Here is an 18,493-nt window from a genome sequence, read left to right as displayed (position 1 = left end):
GCGGGGCAACACTGCCCCGTTTCTTCACCTTGCTCGACCGGTCTCTATGCCTACCCTGCGCACTTTTCTCGCCACTGCCCTGCTGGGCCTGACCCTTTGTGTCGGCAGCGTATACGCCGCCGACCCGCCCAACGCCGACGCTATCCAGCAAACCCTGGACAAGCTGCCCGACCGCAAGCTGCCCGACGCCGACATGAAGGCGCTGCAGGCGATCCTGCAGCAGACGTTGACCTACCTGGGCAACAAGCAGGATTACGAGCAGCGCCTGGCCGATCTCAAGCGCCAGTTGCAAGACGCCCCGCGCCTGACCAGCGAAAACCAGCGCGAATTGACCCGGCTCAAGGCGACTAAAGTCGTCCCGGTGGCCCAGCGCTACGCCACCTTGCCGGTGCCGCAACTGGAGCAACTGCTGGTACAGCGCACCACCCAGCAAGGCGACCTGCAAAAAGACCTGGCCGACGCCAACAGCCTGACCATCGCCGCCCAGACCCGCCCCGAGCGCGCCCAGACCGAAATCAGCAGCAGCCAGACGCGCATCCAGCAGATCAACGCGACCCTCAAGGCTGGCAAGGACAATGGCAAAACCCTCAGCGCCGACCAGCGCAACCAGTTGAACGCCGAACTGGCGTCGCTGAATGCACTGATCCCGCTGCGCCGCCAGGAACTGGCCGGCAACAGCCAACTGCAAGACCTGGGCAACAGCCAGCATGACCTGGTGGTGGAAAAAACCGCGCGCCTGGAGCAAGAGATCCAGGACCTGCAAACCCTGATCAACCAGAAACGCCTAGCCCAGTCCCAGCAGACGGTGACCCAACAGTCCATCGAAGCTCAGAAAGCCGGCGGCAGCAGCCTGTTGGCCACGGAAAGCGCGGCCAACCTGAAACTGTCCGACTACCTGCTTAAAAGCACCGACCGCCTCAACGACCTGACCCAGAAGAACCTGCAGACCAAGCAGCAACTGGACACCGTGACCCAGAGCGACTCGGCGCTGGACGAGCAGATCAACGTGCTCAAGGGCAGCCTGCTGCTGTCGAAGATTCTGTACAAACAGAAGCAGGCCTTGCCGCGCCTGACGGTCGACCGCGACCTGGCGGACAACATCGCCAACATTCGCCTGTACCAGTTCGAGGTCAACCAGCAACGCGAACTGATCAGCTCGCCCAGCACCTACGTGGATAACCTGCTGGCCAACCAGCCGCCGGATGAGGTCACCCCGCAATTGCGGCGCACCCTGCTGGAACTGGCGATTACCCGCAGCGACCTGCTCGAGCGCCTGAGCCGCGAGCTGAGCGCGCTGCTCAATGAATCGATCACCCTGCAACTGAACCAGAAACAACTGCTCAGCACCGCCACCAGCCTGCGTGCGACTCTCGATGAACAGATGTTCTGGATTCCCAGCAACAAGCCACTGGACACCGAGTGGCTGGAAACCGTCCCGGATCACCTGAGCAAGCAAGTCACCTCCCTGCCCTGGGCCTCCAGTGTCAGCGAACTGTACGACGGCCTGACCCAGCGCCCGCTGCTGTTCCTGCCGTTGCTGCTGTTGATCGGCGCGCTGCTGTGGCGGCGCAACGCCTTGTACGCACGCCTGAAAAAGGTCCACCTGGACATCGGCCACTTCAAGCGTGACAGCCAATGGCACACGCCCCAGGCGATCCTGGTGAATATCCTGCTGGCCATGCCCGTGGCCTTGGGCCTGGCGTTATGCGGTTATGCGCTGCAGATCGACGCCCGCGGGCAAAACGCCAACCTGGGCGCCGCACTGTTGCAGATCGCCCAGGCATGGATGGTGTTTTACACCGCCTACCGAATCCTCGCGCCGGGCGGCGTAGCCGAATTGCACTTTCGCTGGGAACGTCCGCAGGTCGAATTCCTGCAAGGCTGGGTGCGCAAGCTCGGGCTCGTGGTACTGGCGCTGGTGGCCGTGGTGGCCATTGCCGAGCATCAGCCGGCGGCACTGGCCGACGACGTGCTCGGCATCGGCGTGGTGCTGACCTGCTACGCGCTGATGGCCTGGCTGTTGGGCCGCCTGCTGTTGCACAGCACGACCCACGAGAAAGCCTCACTCTTTCGCAAAGGCGCGGGCCTGTTGTTTACCGCGCTGCCCATCGCACTGTTTATCGCCGTGTGCTTTGGCTATTACTACACCGCCCTGAAGCTCAGCGATCGGTTGATCAACACCCTGTACCTGCTGATGTTCTGGCTGGTGATCGAAGCCACATTCGTCCGCGGCCTGGGCGTCGCGGCCCGGCGTCTGGCCTATTCGCGGGCGCTGGCAAAACGCCAGGCCGCCAAAGAAGCCGGCGACGGCGAGGCGGTGATCGAAGAGCCGACCCTGGACATTGAACAGGTCAACGAACAATCCATGCGCCTGATCCGACTGGCCCTGCTCGGCGGCTTCATCGCGGCGCTGTACTGGGTGTGGTCGGATCTGATCTCGGTGTTTTCCTACCTGGACAACGTCACCCTCTACGAATACACCAGCGGCACCGGGGCCAATATCAGCATGGTGCCGATCAGCATCGGCGACATGCTCGGCGCGCTGATCATCATCGGCATCACGTTCGCCCTGGCGCGCAACCTGCCCGGTTTGCTGGAGGTGTTGGTGCTGTCCAAGCTGGACCTGGCCCAGGGCAGCGCCTACGCCACCACCACATTGCTGTCTTATGTGATTGCCGGCGTGGGGTTTGTCTCGACCCTGTCGACCCTCGGCGTGAGCTGGGACAAGTTGCAATGGCTCGTGGCGGCGCTGTCGGTGGGACTGGGCTTCGGCATGCAGGAGATCTTCGCCAACTTTATCTCCGGCATCATGATCCTGTTCGAGCGCCCGGTGCGGATCGGCGACACCATCACCATCGGCAACCTGTCAGGCACGGTGAGCAAGATCCGCATCCGCGCCACCACCATCACCGACTTCGACCGCAAGGACATCATTGTCCCGAACAAAACCTTCATCACCGGGCAACTGATCAACTGGTCGCTGACCGACACCATTACCCGGGTCACCCTCAAACTCGGCGTGGACTACGGCTCCGACCTCGACCTGGTGAAGGCCCTGCTGCTCCAGGCCGCGCGGGAAAACCCACGGGTCCTGAAAGACCCCGAACCGCACGTGTACTTCCTCAATTTCGGCGAAAGCACCCTCGACCACGAACTGCGCATGCACGTGCGTGACCTCGGTGACCGCAACCCGGTGGTCGACGAAGTGAACCGTTTTATCAACCGCGAGTTCAAGAATAACCATATCAACATCTCGTTCCGGCAGATGGAGGTTTACCTGAAAAACCTGCACGGCCAGGAGTACAAACTGGTGCCGGTGGAAGACGAAAAGCACACCGTCGCCAACCCGGCCAAGGCCCCAGACGCACCGCAGCCACCGCCAGGCAAAGTGGTCGACGCACCCGAGCCGCCGCCCTCCACGCTCGACTAAAGCGCCTATCCCCAGCAGAATGCTCGGACATTCTGCTGGAGATGGCCGGTGAAAGCCCTCGACGAACTGACCTTCGACAACCGCTTCGCACGCCTGGGCGACGCGTTCTCAACCCACGTCCTGCCCGAGCCCCTCGACGAACCGCGCCTGGTCGTGGCGAGCGACGCCGCCATGGCCCTGCTCGACCTCGACCCGGCCGTAGCAGAAACACCCGTATTCGCGGAGCTGTTCGGCGGCCACAAACTGTGGGCCGAAGCCGAACCGCGCGCGATGGTGTATTCCGGGCATCAATTCGGCTCCTACAACCCGCAACTGGGCGATGGCCGTGGCTTGCTGCTCGGCGAGGTATATAACCGCGCCGGCGAACACTGGGACCTGCACCTCAAGGGCGCCGGGCAGACGCCCTACTCGCGCATGGGCGATGGCCGCGCAGTGCTGCGCTCGTCGATTCGGGAGTTCCTGGCGTCAGAAGCGCTGCACGCACTGGGCATCCCCAGCAGCCGTGCGCTGTGCGTGATCGGCTCCAGCACGCCGGTTTGGCGTGAGAAGCAGGAACGCGGGGCGATGGTGTTGCGCCTGGCCCATAGCCATATCCGCTTCGGCCATTTCGAATACTTCTACTACACCAAGAAGCCCGAGCAGCAGGCGGAACTGGCGGAACATGTATTGAAGCTGCACTTCCCCGAGAGCCAGGAACAGCCCGAACCGTACCTGGCGATGTTCCGCGAAGTCGTCGAACGCAACGCCGCACTGATCGCCAAATGGCAGGCCTATGGCTTCTGCCACGGGGTGATGAACACCGACAACATGTCGATCCTCGGCATCACCTTCGACTTCGGGCCGTTTGCGTTTCTCGACGACTTTGACGCGCACTTCGTCTGCAACCACTCCGATCATGAAGGGCGCTACTCCTTCAGCAATCAGGTGCCGATCGGGCAGTGGAACCTCAGTGCGCTGGCACAGGCGCTCACACCGTTTATCAGCGTCGACGCCTTGAAGGAAACCCTCGGCCTGTACCTGCCGCTGTACCAGGCGCACTACCTGGACCTGATGCGCCGCCGGCTGGGGCTGACCACCGCCGAAGACGATGACCCGCAACTGGTGGAGCGCTTGCTGCAGTTGATGCAGAACAGCAGCGTTGACTACACGCTGTTCTTCCGGCGCCTGGGCGATGAGCCGGCGGCGCTCGCGCTGGCGCGGTTGCGTGACGACTTTGTCGACAGGCTCGGGTTCGATGCCTGGGCCGACACGTACAAGGCCCGCGTGGCGCGCGATGGCGAGTACCGCGAAGAACAGCGCCGTGCGCGGATGCATGCGGTGAACCCGCTGTACATCCTGCGCAATTACCTCGCACAGAACGCCATCACCGCCGCCGAGTCGGGGGATTACAGCGAAGTGCGACGGCTGCACGAGGTGTTGAGCAAGCCGTTTGAGGAACAGCCGGGGATGGAGCAGTACGCGCAGCGGCCGCCGGATTGGGGCAAGCATTTGGAGATTAGTTGTTCTTCGTAAGGAGACATCGACAGCCGATCGCCCATCGTCCTGGGCATGATCAGATGAACATGTCCACCGGCACCTTGAAGAACTCCGCCAGCCAACGAATCTGCCGCACGTTGAGCTGGCGCTTTCCACTGAGGATTTCTGAGACAACCGATTGAGCACCAACACCTGGCAAATCACTCTGCGTCAAACCATGCTCCTGCATCATCGATCGCAATACGTCGACGCCGCTCGCCTCTGGTACTGGCCAATGCTCCAAGTCATACGCCTCGACCCAGTCACCGATGATATCGACCACCCCCATCAACGGGTGCGCTTCGTCTTCCCCGACGATATCCAACAATTCGTCGAGCGCTTCCACCAGGACGTCATAGTCAGCCTCCGTTTTAGGCTTACGCAACAGCGGCGATATGAATTGCCAGTGCTCGGCTACTTGCTCGATCAGTACACTCATTTTCCAGTTACTCCTTCCATTTACCCTTGTCGTATTCCCGGTGGTCCAGAACATGCCGGATATAAAGGCGTTGCATGCGGTAGCGCACAGCCGCAACGAGTCTTAGCTTGTTGCCGCCAATATTGAAGACGTGTAATACCCCCACCTTATCCACTGTGGGGAAAACCGATCTCAACGCCGCAAAGTCTTCAGGACTGAGGACTTTTATTTTCCGATACCACTCATCCAACGCACTGGCTGAATGGGGCCATTTTTCCTTGGCATTTCGGATTTGCTTCGCACTAATCACTCGCATGCAACATCCCTATCGCATCTTGCTATGAAGGTTAAACCCGACCGCCAATTATCGCAATTTGCTATAACTGCGAACGGACCAATGGTGCTATGTCGAACAAGCCCTCAAAGCCTAGATAGCCCTGCACAAATCCACCCAGGCGAATCTGTGAGCATATGCGTCGTCGCCCTCGATCTTGATAAAACCTATGCCCGACTCCAAATAGGATCTATTGGCCAGTCTCAAAGGAGCGCCACCATGTCCAACCCTCTCGTCATTCCCTGCCCGCACTGCAACGGTCTCAACCGCATCCCCGGCGAACGCCTGGCTGACGCGCCGAAGTGCGGGCGCTGCAAGCAACCGGTGTTGTTGAACCAGCCTTTTGAGCTGAAACAGGGCGACTACGCCAGTCAGATCAAGGGCGACCTGCCGTTGCTGGTGGATGTGTGGGCCGAGTGGTGTGGGCCGTGCAAATCGTTCGCGCCGGTGTTTGAGCAGGCGGCTCGGCAGTTAGAGGGTAAATGTCGGTTGGCCAAGCTCGACAGCGAGGCCAATCAGCAGTTGTCAGCGCAGTTGGGGATTCGCTCGATTCCCAGTTTGATTCTGTTCAAGAACGGCCGCGAAGTGGCGCGCCAGAGTGGGGCGTTTCCGTTACCGCAGTTGATGAGCTGGCTGCGTAGCCAAGGGGTTTAACCCGACCTTGAGCACAACGCAGGCCAGTGTGGTGCTTTAGGTCAGGCGTTTTCCAGCAGGTTATGCAACTCCACAAACTGCTGCGTCAGCTTGTGCCGTGGGTCCAGGTGGATCAGTGGTTTGTTCTGCTGGTGCGACTCACGCATGCGTACCGAACTCGCCAGGTACACCGGCAGCACCGGTAAGCCTTCGGCAATCAACTCGTCGAGCATCTGCTGCGGCAGGCTCGCCCGCGCCTGGAACTGGTTGACCACGATGCCTTCCACTTCCAGGCCTTCGTTGTGGTCTTCCTTCAATTCTTCGATTTCCGCCAGCACGCCATACAGAGCCTGGCGCGAGAAGCTGTCGCAATCGAAGGGGATCAATACACGATCAGCGGCAATCAGCGCAGACACCGCATAAAAATTCAACGCCGGCGGGGTATCCAGGTAAATCCGGTCGTAGTCTTCGCTCAGCTCATCCAGCAGCTTTCGCAACTTATTGATCTTGTGCTTGGCCTCGAGCTTGGGCTGCAAGTCCGCCAGCTCGGCGGTGGCGGTGATCACGTGCAGGTTGTCGAACGGCGTTTCGTAGATATCCACCCGGTTTTTCTTGGCGAACGGCCCGGAAGACAGGGTTTGCTTGAAGAACTCGGCAATACCCATCGGGATATCGTCGCCAGTCAGCCCAGTGAGGTACTGAGTGGAGTTGGCTTGTGCATCAAGGTCCACCAACAGGGTTCGATAGCCTTCACTGGCGCTGACCGCCGCCAGGTTACAGGCGATGCTGGACTTGCCAACCCCGCCTTTTTGATTGAACACCACGCGCCGCATGGAAAAACCTCCGGGTACCAATGAATGCCCGAGTGTAGAGGGCAAAAGCGCCTGTTAGCTACCTCGTTCATCCATGCACTGCTGCATTGATGCCCGGATGCAGGACTCAACGTACAAATGAAAAGGAACAGTCCGACAATCCAACTCGGCTCTCAGCCGAGGACAATCTGTAAATCTTCCCCTGCAAATTGTAATCAGCCGTGAACAATTGTTTACCAAAGTTTGCTAGAACCCCGCAGCACCGGGATAATGCACGCCATTCGGCTGTTGCTCCCTGTCCCGGTATTCGGGGCCAGTGGCCGCACATGGAAGCCCGCAGGGGCGGGATAACTTCTCAGTGATCAATTTCAATATCGCCCAATGGCGCGCCTGGGCCCCGGGCCTCGAAAGTGCGGACGACTGGCGCGCCTGGTGCAAGGCCCCCGTGTTGCTGCCCGCCAGCGAAGCCTCCCCCGACGTCTCGTTTTTACCGGCCATGCAGCGCCGCCGCCTGAGCCGCCTGGCGCGCATGGCATTCAGCGTAGGCTGGCCGATGGCCGAGGGTTTGCAAGACCTGCCGCTGGTGTTCATTTCCCGCCACGGCGAAACCCCGCGCACCCTCGACATCCTTAGCGACCTGGCCAACGACCAGCCACTGTCACCGACCCAGTTCAGCCTGTCGGTGCATAACGCGGTGATTGGCTTGTGGTCGATCCTGCGCAATGAAACCAGCGAAATGACCGCCCTTGCCGCCGCCGGCGATGGCCTGGAACACGGCATGCTCGAAGCGGCCGCGCTGCTCCACGAAGGCGCACCGGCGGTACTGCTGGTGATCACCGAGGAGCAGCCCCCCGAGGCCTACGCCAGCTGGATCATGGATGTACCCTTCCCTTACGCCCTCGGCCTGCTGCTGACACCAGGCGACGAGTGGCAACTGGGACTCACCAGCAGCACTGTCCAACCCACTCACACCCAGTGGCCCCACGCCCTGAACCTGCTGCGTGCCCTGTTGACCGAACAGGGCGCCTGCCAACATGCCTGGAAGAACCGCGTATGGAACTGGCAACGCAAACCGTGAACGATAAGCCACGGGACGCCTACTATTGGCGCCTGCTCGCCACCGCCGCCAGCTTCACGCTGTTTGGCGTCGGCGGCCTGTGCCTGCGTTTGTTGGTATTTCCGTTGCTCAGTTGCCTGCCGGGGACTGCCAAGCAGCACCAACGGCGTGCGCGCCACACCATCAGTCGCCTGTTCTGGTTGTTCATTCGGATGATGCAGCGCTTGGGCATTCTGACTTTCAGTGTCGACGGCGCCGACAAACTCGGGCGCCCCGGCCAGATGATCGTCGCCAACCACCCGTCACTGATCGACGTGGTATTCCTGATCGGCCTGATGCGCCAGACCAACTGCGTGGTCAAGCAGAGCCTGTTTCAAAACCCGTTCACTCGTGGACCGGTGCGCGATGCCGGCTACATCAGCAACGACGGCAGCGCGGACATGCTCGACGCCGCCGCCGATGCCCTGCGCGAAGGTCAGACCCTGATCATCTTTCCAGAAGGCACCCGCACCACACCCGGCGCGGCGCCTGCCTTTCATCGCGGCGCCGCCGCGATTGCGTTGCGCGGTGCGACAATCATCACCCCCGTGGTGATCAAGGTCAGCCCGACCACCCTGACCAAGGCCGAACCCTGGTATCGCATTCCTAAACGCCGCTTTCACTTCAGTTTACGGGTGGGTGCCGATATAGAACCACAGGCGTTCGCCGCACTCGGGCCCGCGCCCCAGGCTTCACGCAAGCTCAACGATTACCTGCATCACTATTTCATTAAGGAGCTCGCCGAAGATGAGCAACCCAAACAGCCTTGAGCACGACATAAAGACGCTGATCATCGAGGCCCTGGGCCTGGAAGACATCAGCGTCGACGACATCAAAAGCGAAGATCCCCTGTTCGGCGAAGGCCTGGGCCTGGACTCAGTCGATGCCCTGGAACTGGGCCTGGCGATCCAGAAAAAGTACGGCATCAAGATAGATGCCGACGCCAAGGACACCCGCAATCACTTCACCAACGTGGCCAGCCTTGCGGCGTTCGTCACGGCCAGAAAGGCAGCTTGAGACCGTACCATGCAAACTCGTGACGATATTTTCAACACCCTGCGCGCTGCCTTGGTGGAACTGTTTGAACTGGAACCTGAACGCATCACCCTCGACGCCAACCTGTACCAGGACCTGGAAATCGACAGCATCGACGCGGTGGACCTGATCGACCATATCAAGCGCCAGACCGGCAAGAAGATCGCGGCCGAAGAGTTCAAGACCGTGCGCACCGTGAATGACGTGGTTGAGGCGGTGTACCGTCTGGTCGCGCCTGCCGCATGAGCCGGCTGATCGGCCTTGGCCTGTTGCTGGCGGGGCTGCTGTACCCCTTTGCGGTGTATTACGGCACCGAACACTTTGCACCTTGGCAATTCGGCCTGCTGCTCGGCGGCCTGTGGTTGCTGCGCGCGCTCACGGGTGCACGGCGCCCCGGCAGCCGCTGGATGGCAGCGGCGATCATCGTGTTTTGCCTGGCCCTGGCCTGGTTTGACAACCCGCACCTGCTGCGCTGGTACCCGAGCCTGGTCAGTGCGTTCATGTTGACGCTGTTCGGCCTGAGCCTGAAATACGGCCCGCCGATGGTCGAGCGCCTGGCACGCATGACCGAGCCGCAATTGCCGCCGAAAGCCATTGTGTATACGCGCCAGGTCACCGTGGTGTGGAGCGTGTTTTTTCTGTGTAATGGCCTGCTCGCCGCCGCCCTCACCCTGTGGGCGCCACTGAGCTGGTGGACGTTGTACAACGGCCTGATCGCCTACGGGCTGATGGGGCTGTTGTTTGCCGTGGAATGGCTGGTACGACAAAGGGTTCGAGGCCGCGTATGAATGGGTTGAAACTTGAGCACTTGCTGCTTGAGCCGTTGGAACAGCGCTGGGTCACCACCGAGCCTGCGATGAATCACGCCCAACTGTGGGAGCAATCTCTGCGCCTGGCGGCAGGCCTGCACGCACGCGGCATTCAGCGCGTGGCCGTGCATCTGGAAGACGCCGGCCTGCTGGCGATCGCCCTGCTGGGTGCCTGGCGCGCCGGCGTCGGCGTGCTGCTGCCCGCCGATCTGCAACCGCAGACCCGCCAACGCTGGGCCGATGCCGTCGACGCCTGGCTGACCGAAGCGGCCGATCTGGACGTGCTGTATCAAGCGCCGTTGAGCCCTGCCGCGCTCGATCTGGATGCCTGCCAGTTAAGCCTGTGTACCTCCGGTTCCAGCGGCGAGCCCAAGCGCATCGACAAGACCCTGCGCCAACTGGCCAACGAGGTGCAGGCGCTGGAAGCGCTGTGGGGCGCAGACCTTAAAGACGCGTGCATCATCGGCAGCGTCGCCACCCAGCACATCTACGGTTTGTTGTTCCGCGTGCTATGGCCGTTATGCGCCGGCCGCACCTTCGTGCGCCGCCAACTGGCCTTCCCGGAGGATTTGCAGCGCGCCAGCCGCGAGCACGCGCAGTTCGCCTGGGTCGCCAGCCCGGCGCTGCTCAAGCGGATGGGCGACAACCTCGACTGGCCGGCCCTGAGCCAAGTGTCGCGGGTGTTCTCCTCCGGCGGCGCGTTGCCCATCGACGCGGCCGCCAGCCTGTACGAGCGCTTGCAGCAATGGCCGACGGAAATCCTCGGCAGCTCGGAAACCGGCGGCATTGCCTGGCGCCAAGGCGCGCAACCGTGGCAAGCGTTCGCCGACGTAAAACTGAGCCAGGACGCCGACGGCGCCCTGTGCATCGCCTCACCGTACCTGCCCGTCGGGCATATCGAACAGACCGCCGACGCCGCCCGCCTGCATGCCGACGGCCGCTTCGAACTGCTGGGCCGCCTGGATCGCATCGTCAAACTGGAAGAAAAACGTATCTCCCTGCCCATGCTCGAACAGGCCCTGATGGCGCACCCCTGGGTCGCCGACACTCGCCTGGGCGTGGTCCAGGAAAACCGCGCCAGCCTCGGGGCCCTCGTGGTGCTGAGCGCCGACGGCCTGCATGCCCTGCGCAACCAGGGCCGGCGTACCGTCACCCAAACCCTGCGCCAACACCTCAGCCAACACTGCGAAGCCCTGGCCCTGCCGCGTCGCTGGCGTCTACTGCGGCACTTGCCCCTGAACAGCCAAGGCAAGCTGCCCCAGGCCGACATTGAAGCACTGCTGCTCGCGCCCCGGCCAAAAGCACCCGACGTGCTGGAGCAAGTCGAAGCCGACGGCGAATGGACCCTGCAACTGAGCATCCCGCCGGACCTGGCCTACTTCAGCGGCCACTTCCCGGTGACGCCAGTGCTGCCGGGCGTGGTGCAGGTGGAGTGGGCGTTCAACCTCGGCCAGCAACTGCTCGACCTGCCGGCGACCTTTGCCGGCATGGAAGTGCTCAAGTTCCAGCAACTGGTGCGCCCCGGCGACCAGATCGAACTGCACCTGCGCTTCGACCCGGAACGCAGCAAGCTGTATTTCGCCTACCGTAACGGCGTCGCGGCCTGCTCCAGTGGCCGGATTCAACTGGAGGCGACAGATGATTGAGCTCTTGTGGCGAGGGAGCTTGCTCCCGCTGGGCTGCGAAGCGGCCCCAATACAGGCGACCGAAATCATCCAGGTTAATTGCGCAGCCTGGGTTGGGAGCGCTTCGCACTCCAGCGGGAGCAAGCGCCCTCGCCACAAGGTGAGCGGTAACCTTAAGAAGGTGCATCATGCATAACCCCTGCGCCCTGATCCCGGTCTACAATCATGAAGCCGCCGTACCGGCCGTGGTCCACAGCCTGCTCGACAGCGGCCTGCCGTGCCTGCTGGTGGACGATGGCAGCAGCCCGGCGTGCGCGGCGGTGCTGGCGCAATTGGCGAGCCTCGACAACGTCAGCCTGCTCACCCTGCCGAGCAACCAAGGCAAGGGCAGCGCCGTGATGGCGGGTTTCCGCGAAGCAGCGCGCCTGGGCTTTACCCATGCCCTGCAAGTGGACGCCGACGGCCAACACGACCTGCGCGAAGTCGAGAACTTTATCGACACCTCACGCCGGCACCCCACGGCGGTGATCTGCGGCTATCCCGAATACGACGACAGCGTGCCCAAGGGCCGCCTGTACGCGCGTTACCTGACCCACGTGTGGGTGTGGATCAATACGCTGTCGCTGCAGATTCGCGATTCGATGTGCGGCTTTCGCGTGTACCCGCTGGCACCGACCCTGGCCCTGATGAACTCGGCCTACATCGGCACCCACATGGATTTCGACTCGGACATCCTGGTGCGCCTGGCCTGGCGCAACCAGCCGATGCGCTGGCTGCCGACCAAGGTGCATTACCCCGCCGACGGCCTGTCGCACTTCCGCCTGTTCCGCGACAACGTGCGCATCTCGGCCATGCACACCCGGCTGTTCTTCGGCATGTTGGTGCGCGCACCGATGATTCTGTGGCGACGGTGGCAGGCATGAGCGACAGCGGCAAACACTGGGCCGACCGCGAAGAGCGCGGCAGTTTCTGGCTGATGAAACTCACCGCTGTCGCCGCCAAGCTGCTCGGGCGCCGGCTGTTGAGCCCGCTGTTGTACGGCATCGTGTTGTACTTCTTCCTGTTCGGCCGCACCGCGCGCCAGAGCGTCTGGCAATACCAGCAGCGCCTGGCGCAATGGAGCGGCCGCGATGAACTGCGCCCGACCCAGCGCAAAGTCTTCGGCCAGTTCATGGCGTTTGCCGATGCGCTGCTGGACAAGCTCGACGTGTGGAACGGCAAGCTGCGCATCGAGCAGATCGAAATCAACGACCCGGCGCAATTGCGCGGCCAATTGCGTGGCGAACGCGGGCAGATGCTAGTGGGCGCACACCTGGGCAACCTCGAAGTGTGCCGCGCGCTCGCGGAGATTGGCGAAAAAGTCACCATGAACGTGCTGGTCCACACCAAGCACGCCGAACGCTTCAACCGCCTGCTGGGCGAAGCCGGCGCGACCCATTTGCGCCTGATCCAGGTCAGCGAGCTGGACCCGGCCACCATGCTGCTGCTCAGCCAACGCCTGGACGACGGCGAATGGCTGGCGATTGCCGGTGACCGCGTGCCGCTGCACGGCGGGCGCACGGTGCGCGTGGACTTCCTCGGCCACGATGCCGCCTTCCCCCAAGGCCCGTGGCTGCTGGCCGGGCTGCTGAAATGCCCGGTGAATCTGCTGATGTGCCTCAAGCACCAGGGCCGCTATCGCCTGACCATCGAACCGTTTACCCAACTGATCGAATGGAAACGCAGCACCCGCGAGCAGGTCATAACCCTGTGGACCGCGCGCTACGCCGCACGCCTGGGCCAGTTCTGCCTGGAAGCGCCCCAACAATGGTTCAACTTTTACCCTTTCTGGAAGACCGATGACGACGCATCTTGAGCCGGTAACGTTTGGCGAACGCGCTTTGCGCATTGAAGACGTATTGGCCCTGGCCAACCGTCAGGTGCCCACGCACTTGCAGGACGATGCCGCCTATCGCCAGCGCATCGCCAAGGGCGCGCAGTTCCTCGACTCGCTGCTGGACAAGGAAGGCGTGATCTACGGCGTGACCACCGGTTATGGCGACTCCTGCGTGGTGGCCGTGCCGTTGCAGCACGTCGAAGCCCTGCCGCGTCACCTCTACACCTTCCACGGTTGCGGCCTGGGCAAGTTGCTCGACGCCCAAGCCACCCGCGCCGTGCTCGCGGCGCGTTTGCAGTCGCTGTGCCACGGCGTGTCCGGGGTGCGCGTGGAACTGCTCGAGCGCCTGCACGCGTTCCTCGAACACGACGTGCTGCCGCTGATCCCGGAAGAAGGCTCGGTGGGCGCCAGCGGCGACCTGACGCCGCTGTCCTACGTGGCCGCGACGCTGTCCGGCGAACGCGACGTGCTGTTCCGTGGCGAACGCCGCCAGGCCATCGACGTGCACCGCGAACTGGGCTGGGAACCGCTGGTACTGCGCCCCAAGGAAGCCCTCGCGCTGATGAACGGCACCGCCGTGATGACCGGCCTCGCCTGCCTGGCCTTCGCCCGCGCCGACTACCTGCTGCAACTGGCCACGCGCATCACCGCGCTGAACGTGGTGGCGCTGCAAGGCAACCCGGAACACTTCGACGAGCGCCTGTTCGCCGCCAAACCGCACCCGGGGCAGATGCAAGTCGCCGCGTGGTTGCGCAAGGATCTGGCGATTGATGCGCCGACCGCGCCGCTGCACCGTTTGCAGGATCGCTACTCGTTGCGCTGCGCGCCCCACGTCCTCGGCGTGCTGGCCGACAGCCTGAACTGGCTGCGCTCGTTCATCGAGATCGAACTCAACAGCGCCAACGACAACCCGATCATCGACGCCGAAGAAGAGCGCGTGCTGCACGGCGGGCACTTCTATGGCGGGCACATCGCCTTCGCCATGGACAGCCTCAAGACCCTGGTGGCCAACGTCGCCGACCTGCTCGACCGCCAGCTCGCGCTGCTGGTCGACGTGCGTTACAACCACGGCCTGCCGAGCAACCTGTCGGGAGCCCCGGCCGATCGCGCGATGATCAACCACGGCTTCAAAGCCGTGCAGATCGGCACCAGCGCCTGGACCGCCGAAGCGCTGAAAAACACCATGCCGGCCAGTGTGTTCTCGCGCTCCACCGAGTGCCACAACCAGGACAAAGTGAGCATGGGCACCATCGCCGCCCGCGACGCAATCCGCGTGCTGGAACTGACCGAGCAAGTCGCCGCCGCCACCCTGCTCGCCGCCAACCAAGGCGTGTGGCTGCGCGCCCAGGCCGCCGAAGCGCGCCCGCTGCCGCCGGCGTTGGCGGCGATGCACAGCGAGCTGGCCAAAGACTTCCCGCCGGTGATCGAAGACCGCGCCCTCGAAGGCGAACTGCGCCTGTGCCTGCAACGCATCGCCGAACAACACTGGAGGCTGCATGCGTAGTCAGGGCGTGCTGCATTGCGACACTGAAATCCTCGTGCCGTTTTTCGACATCGACACCATGAACGTGGTCTGGCACGGGCACTACGTGAAGTACCTGGAAATCGCCCGCTGCGCCCTGCTCGACACGATCGGCCACAACTACACGGCGATGCTCGAATCGGGCTACGCCTGGCCGGTGATCGACCTGCAACTGCGCTATGTGCGCGGCGCTACCTTCGGCCAGACGATCAACGTGCGCGCCAGCCTGGTGGAATGGGAGAACCGTTTGAAGGTCAACTACCTGATCACCGACCGCGCCAGCGGCGAACGCCTGACCCGCGCCAGCACGGTGCAAGTGGCGGTAGACATCGCCAGCCGCGAGATGCAACTGGCGTCCCCCACAGTCTTCACCCACGCCGTCGAAAGGGCCTTGAAATGCTGACCCCTGTAGGAGCGAGCTTGCTCGCGAAGATCGTCAACGATAACGCTGGTCACCTGACACCCCGTGGTGCCCTCAGGTTTTTCGCGAGCAAGCTCGCTCCTACAGTGTTCGCGTTGTTTGGTTTTTCGGCGGCGGCCCATGCCTTCGACCTACAGCAACTCAGCGACCAGTTGGCCAAACCCAGCGTGATCCACGGCAGCTTCATCCAGGAAAAACACCTGCGCGCCCTGCCGCAACCCTTGGTCAGCAAAGGCACCTTCGTCCTGGCCAAGGACCACGGCCTGCTGTGGCTGCTCAAAACCCCGCTGCAACAGGATTACCGCATCAGCGCCCAAGGCATTGCGCGGCGGGATGCCAATGGCTGGCAAACGCTGCCGAACAAGAGCGCCGGGGCCGAGCAGAACCGCCTGTTCCTCGCCGTGCTGCAGGGCGACAGCAGCGGCTTGCAGCGTGACTTCGACCTGCAACTACAGGGTGAAGCCGAGCAGTGGAAGCTGACGCTGACCCCGCGCTCGCTGCTGCTCAAACAAGTGTTCAATCAGATCAATATCGACGGCGGCACGCTGGTACACACCATCGAACTGCTGGAAACCCAGGGCGACAGCACCGTGCTGCGCATGCAGGACAGCAGCGCCGACCTTCCCCTGAGCGCTGCGGAGCAACACGACTTTGCCCAGTGAGCGTTTATTGCCGCGCCTGTTCCTGATCCTGCTGGTGGCCGTGCTGGCGCTGGCCGGCTGGCAATGGCGCCATGGCGCGCCGTTGTCGGCCAACCTGATGGAACTGGTGCCGGGTAGCACGCCGGACGCCCTCGAACTGCAAGCCGAACAGCGCATGCAGGAACCGCTGAACCGCGAAATGCTGGTCCTGGTGGGGCACGCCGACCGCCAGCAAGCGGTCAACGTAGCCGAGCAATTGGGTGAGCGCTGGCAAGCCAGCGGCCTGTTTGAAAAAGTCCAATGGAACCTGCAAGCCGACCTGCCGGCGCTGCGTGCGCAGTTGTTGCGCGGTCGCCTGTCGATGCTCGCGGCCAAGGACCGCGAGCAACTGATCGACCACCCCGACGCGTTCATCCAGCAGCGCGTGCAAGCGCTGTTCGACCCGTTCACCGGGTTCAGCCTGGTGCCGAGCCAGGACGACTGGCTGGGCCTGACCGGGCGCATTCAGAACAGCCAGCCGCAGCGCGGCGCGGTGCAATTGGATATCGGCAGCGGCACGTTGATCGCCGATGCCGACGGCAAGAGCTGGGTGATGCTGCGCGCGCGCACCACCGGCAATGCCTTCGATATGAAACTGCCGCTGCAAGTCGCCGATTTGCTCCAGGCCAGCCGCGCCCAGGCCGCCGAGCACGGCGCGCAACTGCTCGCGGCCAGCGGTTTGCTCTACGCCGCCGCAGGGCAACAGCAAGCCTCCCGCGAAATCACCTGGGTCGGCGGCGGCGCGACCGTCGGCATTCTGCTGCTGTTGCTCCTGGCGTTCCGGCGCTGGCGCGTGCTGCTGGCCTTCGTGCCGGTGCTGGTGGGCATGCTGTTCGGCGCGGTGGCCTGTGTGGCGCTGTTCGGGCATATGCATGTGATGACGCTGGTGCTCGGCTCCAGCCTGATTGGCGTGGCGGTGGATTACCCGCTGCACTACTTGTCGAAAAGCTGGAGCCTGCAGCCGTGGCGCAGTTGGCCGGCGTTGCGCCTGACCCTGCCGGGCCTGAGCCTGAGCCTGGCGACCAGTTGCATCGGCTACCTGGCGCTGGCCTGGACGCCGTTCCCGGCGCTGACCCAGATCGCCGTGTTCTCCGCCGCAGGCCTAGCCGGTGCATACCTGTGCGCCGTGTGCCTGCTGCCGGCGCTGCTCAACGGTGTCGAACTGCGCCCGGCGCAATGGCCGCTGCGCATCGCCGAAGGCCTGTGGCTGATGCGTAGCGGGTTGATCAAACGGGTGCCGAGCGCAGTGCTGCTGGTGTGGGTGCTGCTGTTTTGTGCCGGCGGCTTGTGGCAATTGAACAGTAAAAACGATCTGCGCCAGTGGATCGGCGCCCCGCCGCAATTGCTGCAGGAAGCCCAGGCCGTGGCGCGGATCACCGGGTTCCAACCCACCAGCCAGTTCTTCCTGGTGCGCGCCGACAATCAGCAGCAGTTGCTGGAACGCCAGGCCGCCCTGGGCCAGCGCCTGGAGCAGTTGGTGAATATGGACAAGCTCCAGGGTTATCTGGCGCTCAATCAACTGGTCAACCTGCCCGCCGAGCAACAACAGTTGCGCGAGGCCCTGAATAAACTGCCAGAGCACTGGCAGCCGCTGCTCGACCTCGGCGTGCCCGTCGGCGCACTGCAAGCCGAAGTCGCGCAACTGCAAGCGCTGCCCACCGAAGACATCGACGCCGCACTGCTCGGGCCGCTGGGCGAACCCTGGCGCACGCTGTGGCTGGGCCCGGTCGACGGCGGCGTAGCAGCCATGGTCAGCCTGCAAGGCTTGAACAACCCAGCGCTGCTGCAGGTGCAGGCCGTGGACTTGCCGGGAGTGCAACTGGTGGATCGCCTGGGGGATTTGAACCGGGTGTTCGCCGCCACGCAGATCAGCGCGGCTGAATTGAAACTGATGTCCTGCGGGCTGATCGTGCTGTTGCTGATCGTGCCCTTCGGGTTTGGCGGCGCACTGCGCATTGTCGCCCTGCCGTTGCTGGCCGCGCTGTGCAGCCTGGCCAGCTTCGGTTGGCTGGGCCAGCCGCTGACGCTGTTCAGCCTGTTCGGCCTGCTGCTGGTCACCGCCATCAGTGTCGACTACGCGATCCTGATGCGTGAGCAGATCGGCGGCCCCGCGGTGAGCCTTTTGGGAACACTGCTGGCGGCGCTGACGACGTGGTTGTCGTTTGGCCTGCTGGCGGTGTCGAGTACGCCTGCGGTGAGTAATTTCGGCCTGTCGGTCAGCCTGGGCCTGGCCTTCAGCTTTATGCTGGCGCCCTGGGCCGGCCGCCAGAAGCATGCCTCATGAATG

General features: G+C 63.1%; 18 protein-coding genes. 15 read left to right on the top strand and 3 right to left on the bottom strand.

Going from position 1 to position 18,493, the window contains the following annotated elements; all coding sequences use genetic code 11:
* The first annotated feature begins 46 nt into the window (after positions 1-46).
* Together mscK and P3S72_RS03020 are read left to right on the top strand one after the other, a co-directional pair.
* Entirely contained in the window at positions 47-3,430 is a 3,384-nt protein-coding gene (mscK, locus tag P3S72_RS03025) for a mechanosensitive channel MscK (protein ID WP_276195985.1), read from the top strand.
* A 48-nt stretch (positions 3,431-3,478) separates the two neighbouring features.
* A complete protein-coding gene (locus tag P3S72_RS03020; protein WP_276195983.1) occupies positions 3,479-4,942 on the top strand; it encodes a protein adenylyltransferase SelO in 1,464 nt (487 codons plus the stop codon).
* A 40-nt stretch (positions 4,943-4,982) separates the two neighbouring features.
* Here P3S72_RS03020 and P3S72_RS03015 read toward each other — a convergent pair whose 3' ends face one another.
* Both P3S72_RS03015 and P3S72_RS03010 read right to left on the bottom strand, forming a co-directional pair.
* Positions 4,983-5,384 carry a transcriptional regulator gene (locus tag P3S72_RS03015; RefSeq protein WP_198718327.1) on the bottom strand — a complete coding sequence of 134 codons (402 nt, stop codon included), beginning with the start codon at positions 5,382-5,384 and terminating at the stop codon, positions 4,983-4,985.
* 7 nt (positions 5,385-5,391) lie between these two features.
* A complete protein-coding gene (locus tag P3S72_RS03010) occupies positions 5,392-5,679 on the bottom strand; it encodes a type II toxin-antitoxin system HigB family toxin (protein WP_276195982.1) in 288 nt (95 codons plus the stop codon).
* A 237-nt stretch (positions 5,680-5,916) separates the two neighbouring features.
* On the opposite strand from P3S72_RS03010, the gene trxC reads away from it, so the two are divergent.
* Positions 5,917-6,351, top strand: a complete 435-nt coding sequence (gene trxC, locus P3S72_RS03005) for a thioredoxin TrxC (RefSeq protein WP_276195980.1) — start codon at positions 5,917-5,919, stop codon at positions 6,349-6,351.
* A gap of 41 nt (positions 6,352-6,392) precedes the next feature.
* On the opposite strand, the gene P3S72_RS03000 is transcribed toward trxC, so the two are convergent.
* Entirely contained in the window at positions 6,393-7,163 is a 771-nt protein-coding gene (locus tag P3S72_RS03000) for a ParA family protein (protein ID WP_247397237.1), read from the bottom strand.
* 337 nt (positions 7,164-7,500) lie between these two features.
* Between P3S72_RS03000 and P3S72_RS02995 the strand changes: the two genes are divergently transcribed.
* The 12 genes from P3S72_RS02995 to P3S72_RS02940 all read left to right on the top strand — a co-directional run bounded on the left by P3S72_RS02995 (position 7,501) and on the right by P3S72_RS02940 (position 18,490).
* On the top strand, positions 7,501-8,220 hold the full coding sequence (locus P3S72_RS02995; protein ID WP_276195977.1) for a beta-ketoacyl synthase chain length factor: 720 nt from the start codon (positions 7,501-7,503) through the stop codon (positions 8,218-8,220).
* The gene (locus tag P3S72_RS02990) at positions 8,196-9,008 is read left to right on the top strand and encodes a lysophospholipid acyltransferase family protein (protein ID WP_276195976.1); all 813 of its coding nucleotides are present in this window, start codon (positions 8,196-8,198) and stop codon (positions 9,006-9,008) included. The genes P3S72_RS02995 and P3S72_RS02990 overlap by 25 nt, the downstream gene beginning before the upstream one ends.
* Positions 8,986-9,255: a phosphopantetheine-binding protein gene (locus tag P3S72_RS02985; protein WP_247397227.1), complete on the top strand. Its 270-nt coding sequence runs from the start codon at positions 8,986-8,988 to the stop codon at positions 9,253-9,255. Before P3S72_RS02990 ends, P3S72_RS02985 begins: the two co-directional genes overlap by 23 nt.
* A 9-nt stretch (positions 9,256-9,264) precedes the next feature.
* A complete protein-coding gene (locus tag P3S72_RS02980; RefSeq protein ID WP_276195975.1) occupies positions 9,265-9,519 on the top strand; it encodes an acyl carrier protein in 255 nt (84 codons plus the stop codon).
* The gene (locus P3S72_RS02975) at positions 9,516-10,061 is read left to right on the top strand and encodes a hypothetical protein (RefSeq protein ID WP_276195974.1); all 546 of its coding nucleotides are present in this window, start codon (positions 9,516-9,518) and stop codon (positions 10,059-10,061) included. The genes P3S72_RS02980 and P3S72_RS02975 overlap by 4 nt, the downstream gene beginning before the upstream one ends.
* Positions 10,058-11,728, top strand: a complete 1,671-nt coding sequence (locus tag P3S72_RS02970; protein WP_276195973.1) for an acyl-CoA synthetase family protein — start codon at positions 10,058-10,060, stop codon at positions 11,726-11,728. Before P3S72_RS02975 ends, P3S72_RS02970 begins: the two co-directional genes overlap by 4 nt.
* Before the next feature lie 167 nt (positions 11,729-11,895).
* Positions 11,896-12,630 carry a glycosyltransferase family 2 protein gene (locus P3S72_RS02965; protein ID WP_276195972.1) on the top strand — a complete coding sequence of 245 codons (735 nt, stop codon included), beginning with the start codon at positions 11,896-11,898 and terminating at the stop codon, positions 12,628-12,630.
* Positions 12,627-13,562, top strand: coding sequence for a glycosyl transferase (locus P3S72_RS02960; protein ID WP_276195970.1), 936 nt, complete (start codon positions 12,627-12,629; stop codon positions 13,560-13,562). Before P3S72_RS02965 ends, P3S72_RS02960 begins: the two co-directional genes overlap by 4 nt.
* Positions 13,546-15,087, top strand: a complete 1,542-nt coding sequence (locus P3S72_RS02955) for an aromatic amino acid ammonia-lyase (protein ID WP_276195968.1) — start codon at positions 13,546-13,548, stop codon at positions 15,085-15,087. Before P3S72_RS02960 ends, P3S72_RS02955 begins: the two co-directional genes overlap by 17 nt.
* Positions 15,080-15,508 carry an acyl-CoA thioesterase gene (locus P3S72_RS02950; RefSeq protein WP_276195966.1) on the top strand — a complete coding sequence of 143 codons (429 nt, stop codon included), beginning with the start codon at positions 15,080-15,082 and terminating at the stop codon, positions 15,506-15,508. Before P3S72_RS02955 ends, P3S72_RS02950 begins: the two co-directional genes overlap by 8 nt.
* Positions 15,502-16,188 carry an outer membrane lipoprotein carrier protein LolA gene (locus P3S72_RS02945; protein WP_276195965.1) on the top strand — a complete coding sequence of 229 codons (687 nt, stop codon included), beginning with the start codon at positions 15,502-15,504 and terminating at the stop codon, positions 16,186-16,188. The genes P3S72_RS02950 and P3S72_RS02945 overlap by 7 nt, the downstream gene beginning before the upstream one ends.
* Positions 16,178-18,490 (top strand): MMPL family transporter, encoded by a 2,313-nt coding sequence (locus P3S72_RS02940; RefSeq protein WP_276195964.1) that lies wholly within the window; start codon positions 16,178-16,180, stop codon positions 18,488-18,490. The genes P3S72_RS02945 and P3S72_RS02940 overlap by 11 nt, the downstream gene beginning before the upstream one ends.
* Positions 18,491-18,493: the final 3 nt, after the last annotated feature.

The organism is Pseudomonas sp. D3 (assembly GCF_029320995.1).
Taxonomy (GTDB): domain Bacteria; phylum Pseudomonadota; class Gammaproteobacteria; order Pseudomonadales; family Pseudomonadaceae; genus Aquipseudomonas; species Aquipseudomonas paraveronii.
The sequence above is the reverse complement of the archived record's forward strand: the minus strand, read 5'-3'. Positions and strand labels throughout refer to the sequence as shown.

What these genes read in the sequence shown, in the direction of transcription:
- mscK (WP_276195985.1), top strand. Translation starts at nt 47, where the DNA reads ATGCCTACCCTGCGCACTTTTCTCGCCACTGCCCTGCTGGGCCTGACC.
- P3S72_RS03015 (WP_198718327.1), bottom strand. Translation starts at nt 5,384, where the DNA reads ATGAGTGTACTGATCGAGCAAGTAGCCGAGCACTGGCAATTCATATCG.
- P3S72_RS03010 (WP_276195982.1), bottom strand. Translation starts at nt 5,679, where the DNA reads ATGCGAGTGATTAGTGCGAAGCAAATCCGAAATGCCAAGGAAAAATGG.
- trxC (WP_276195980.1), top strand. Translation starts at nt 5,917, where the DNA reads ATGTCCAACCCTCTCGTCATTCCCTGCCCGCACTGCAACGGTCTCAAC.
- P3S72_RS03000 (WP_247397237.1), bottom strand. Translation starts at nt 7,163, where the DNA reads ATGCGGCGCGTGGTGTTCAATCAAAAAGGCGGGGTTGGCAAGTCCAGC.
- P3S72_RS02990 (WP_276195976.1), top strand. Translation starts at nt 8,196, where the DNA reads ATGGAACTGGCAACGCAAACCGTGAACGATAAGCCACGGGACGCCTAC.
- P3S72_RS02985 (WP_247397227.1), top strand. Translation starts at nt 8,986, where the DNA reads ATGAGCAACCCAAACAGCCTTGAGCACGACATAAAGACGCTGATCATC.
- P3S72_RS02980 (WP_276195975.1), top strand. Translation starts at nt 9,265, where the DNA reads ATGCAAACTCGTGACGATATTTTCAACACCCTGCGCGCTGCCTTGGTG.
- P3S72_RS02975 (WP_276195974.1), top strand. Translation starts at nt 9,516, where the DNA reads ATGAGCCGGCTGATCGGCCTTGGCCTGTTGCTGGCGGGGCTGCTGTAC.
- P3S72_RS02970 (WP_276195973.1), top strand. Translation starts at nt 10,058, where the DNA reads ATGAATGGGTTGAAACTTGAGCACTTGCTGCTTGAGCCGTTGGAACAG.
- P3S72_RS02965 (WP_276195972.1), top strand. Translation starts at nt 11,896, where the DNA reads ATGCATAACCCCTGCGCCCTGATCCCGGTCTACAATCATGAAGCCGCC.
- P3S72_RS02960 (WP_276195970.1), top strand. Translation starts at nt 12,627, where the DNA reads ATGAGCGACAGCGGCAAACACTGGGCCGACCGCGAAGAGCGCGGCAGT.
- P3S72_RS02955 (WP_276195968.1), top strand. Translation starts at nt 13,546, where the DNA reads ATGACGACGCATCTTGAGCCGGTAACGTTTGGCGAACGCGCTTTGCGC.
- P3S72_RS02950 (WP_276195966.1), top strand. Translation starts at nt 15,080, where the DNA reads ATGCGTAGTCAGGGCGTGCTGCATTGCGACACTGAAATCCTCGTGCCG.
- P3S72_RS02945 (WP_276195965.1), top strand. Translation starts at nt 15,502, where the DNA reads ATGCTGACCCCTGTAGGAGCGAGCTTGCTCGCGAAGATCGTCAACGAT.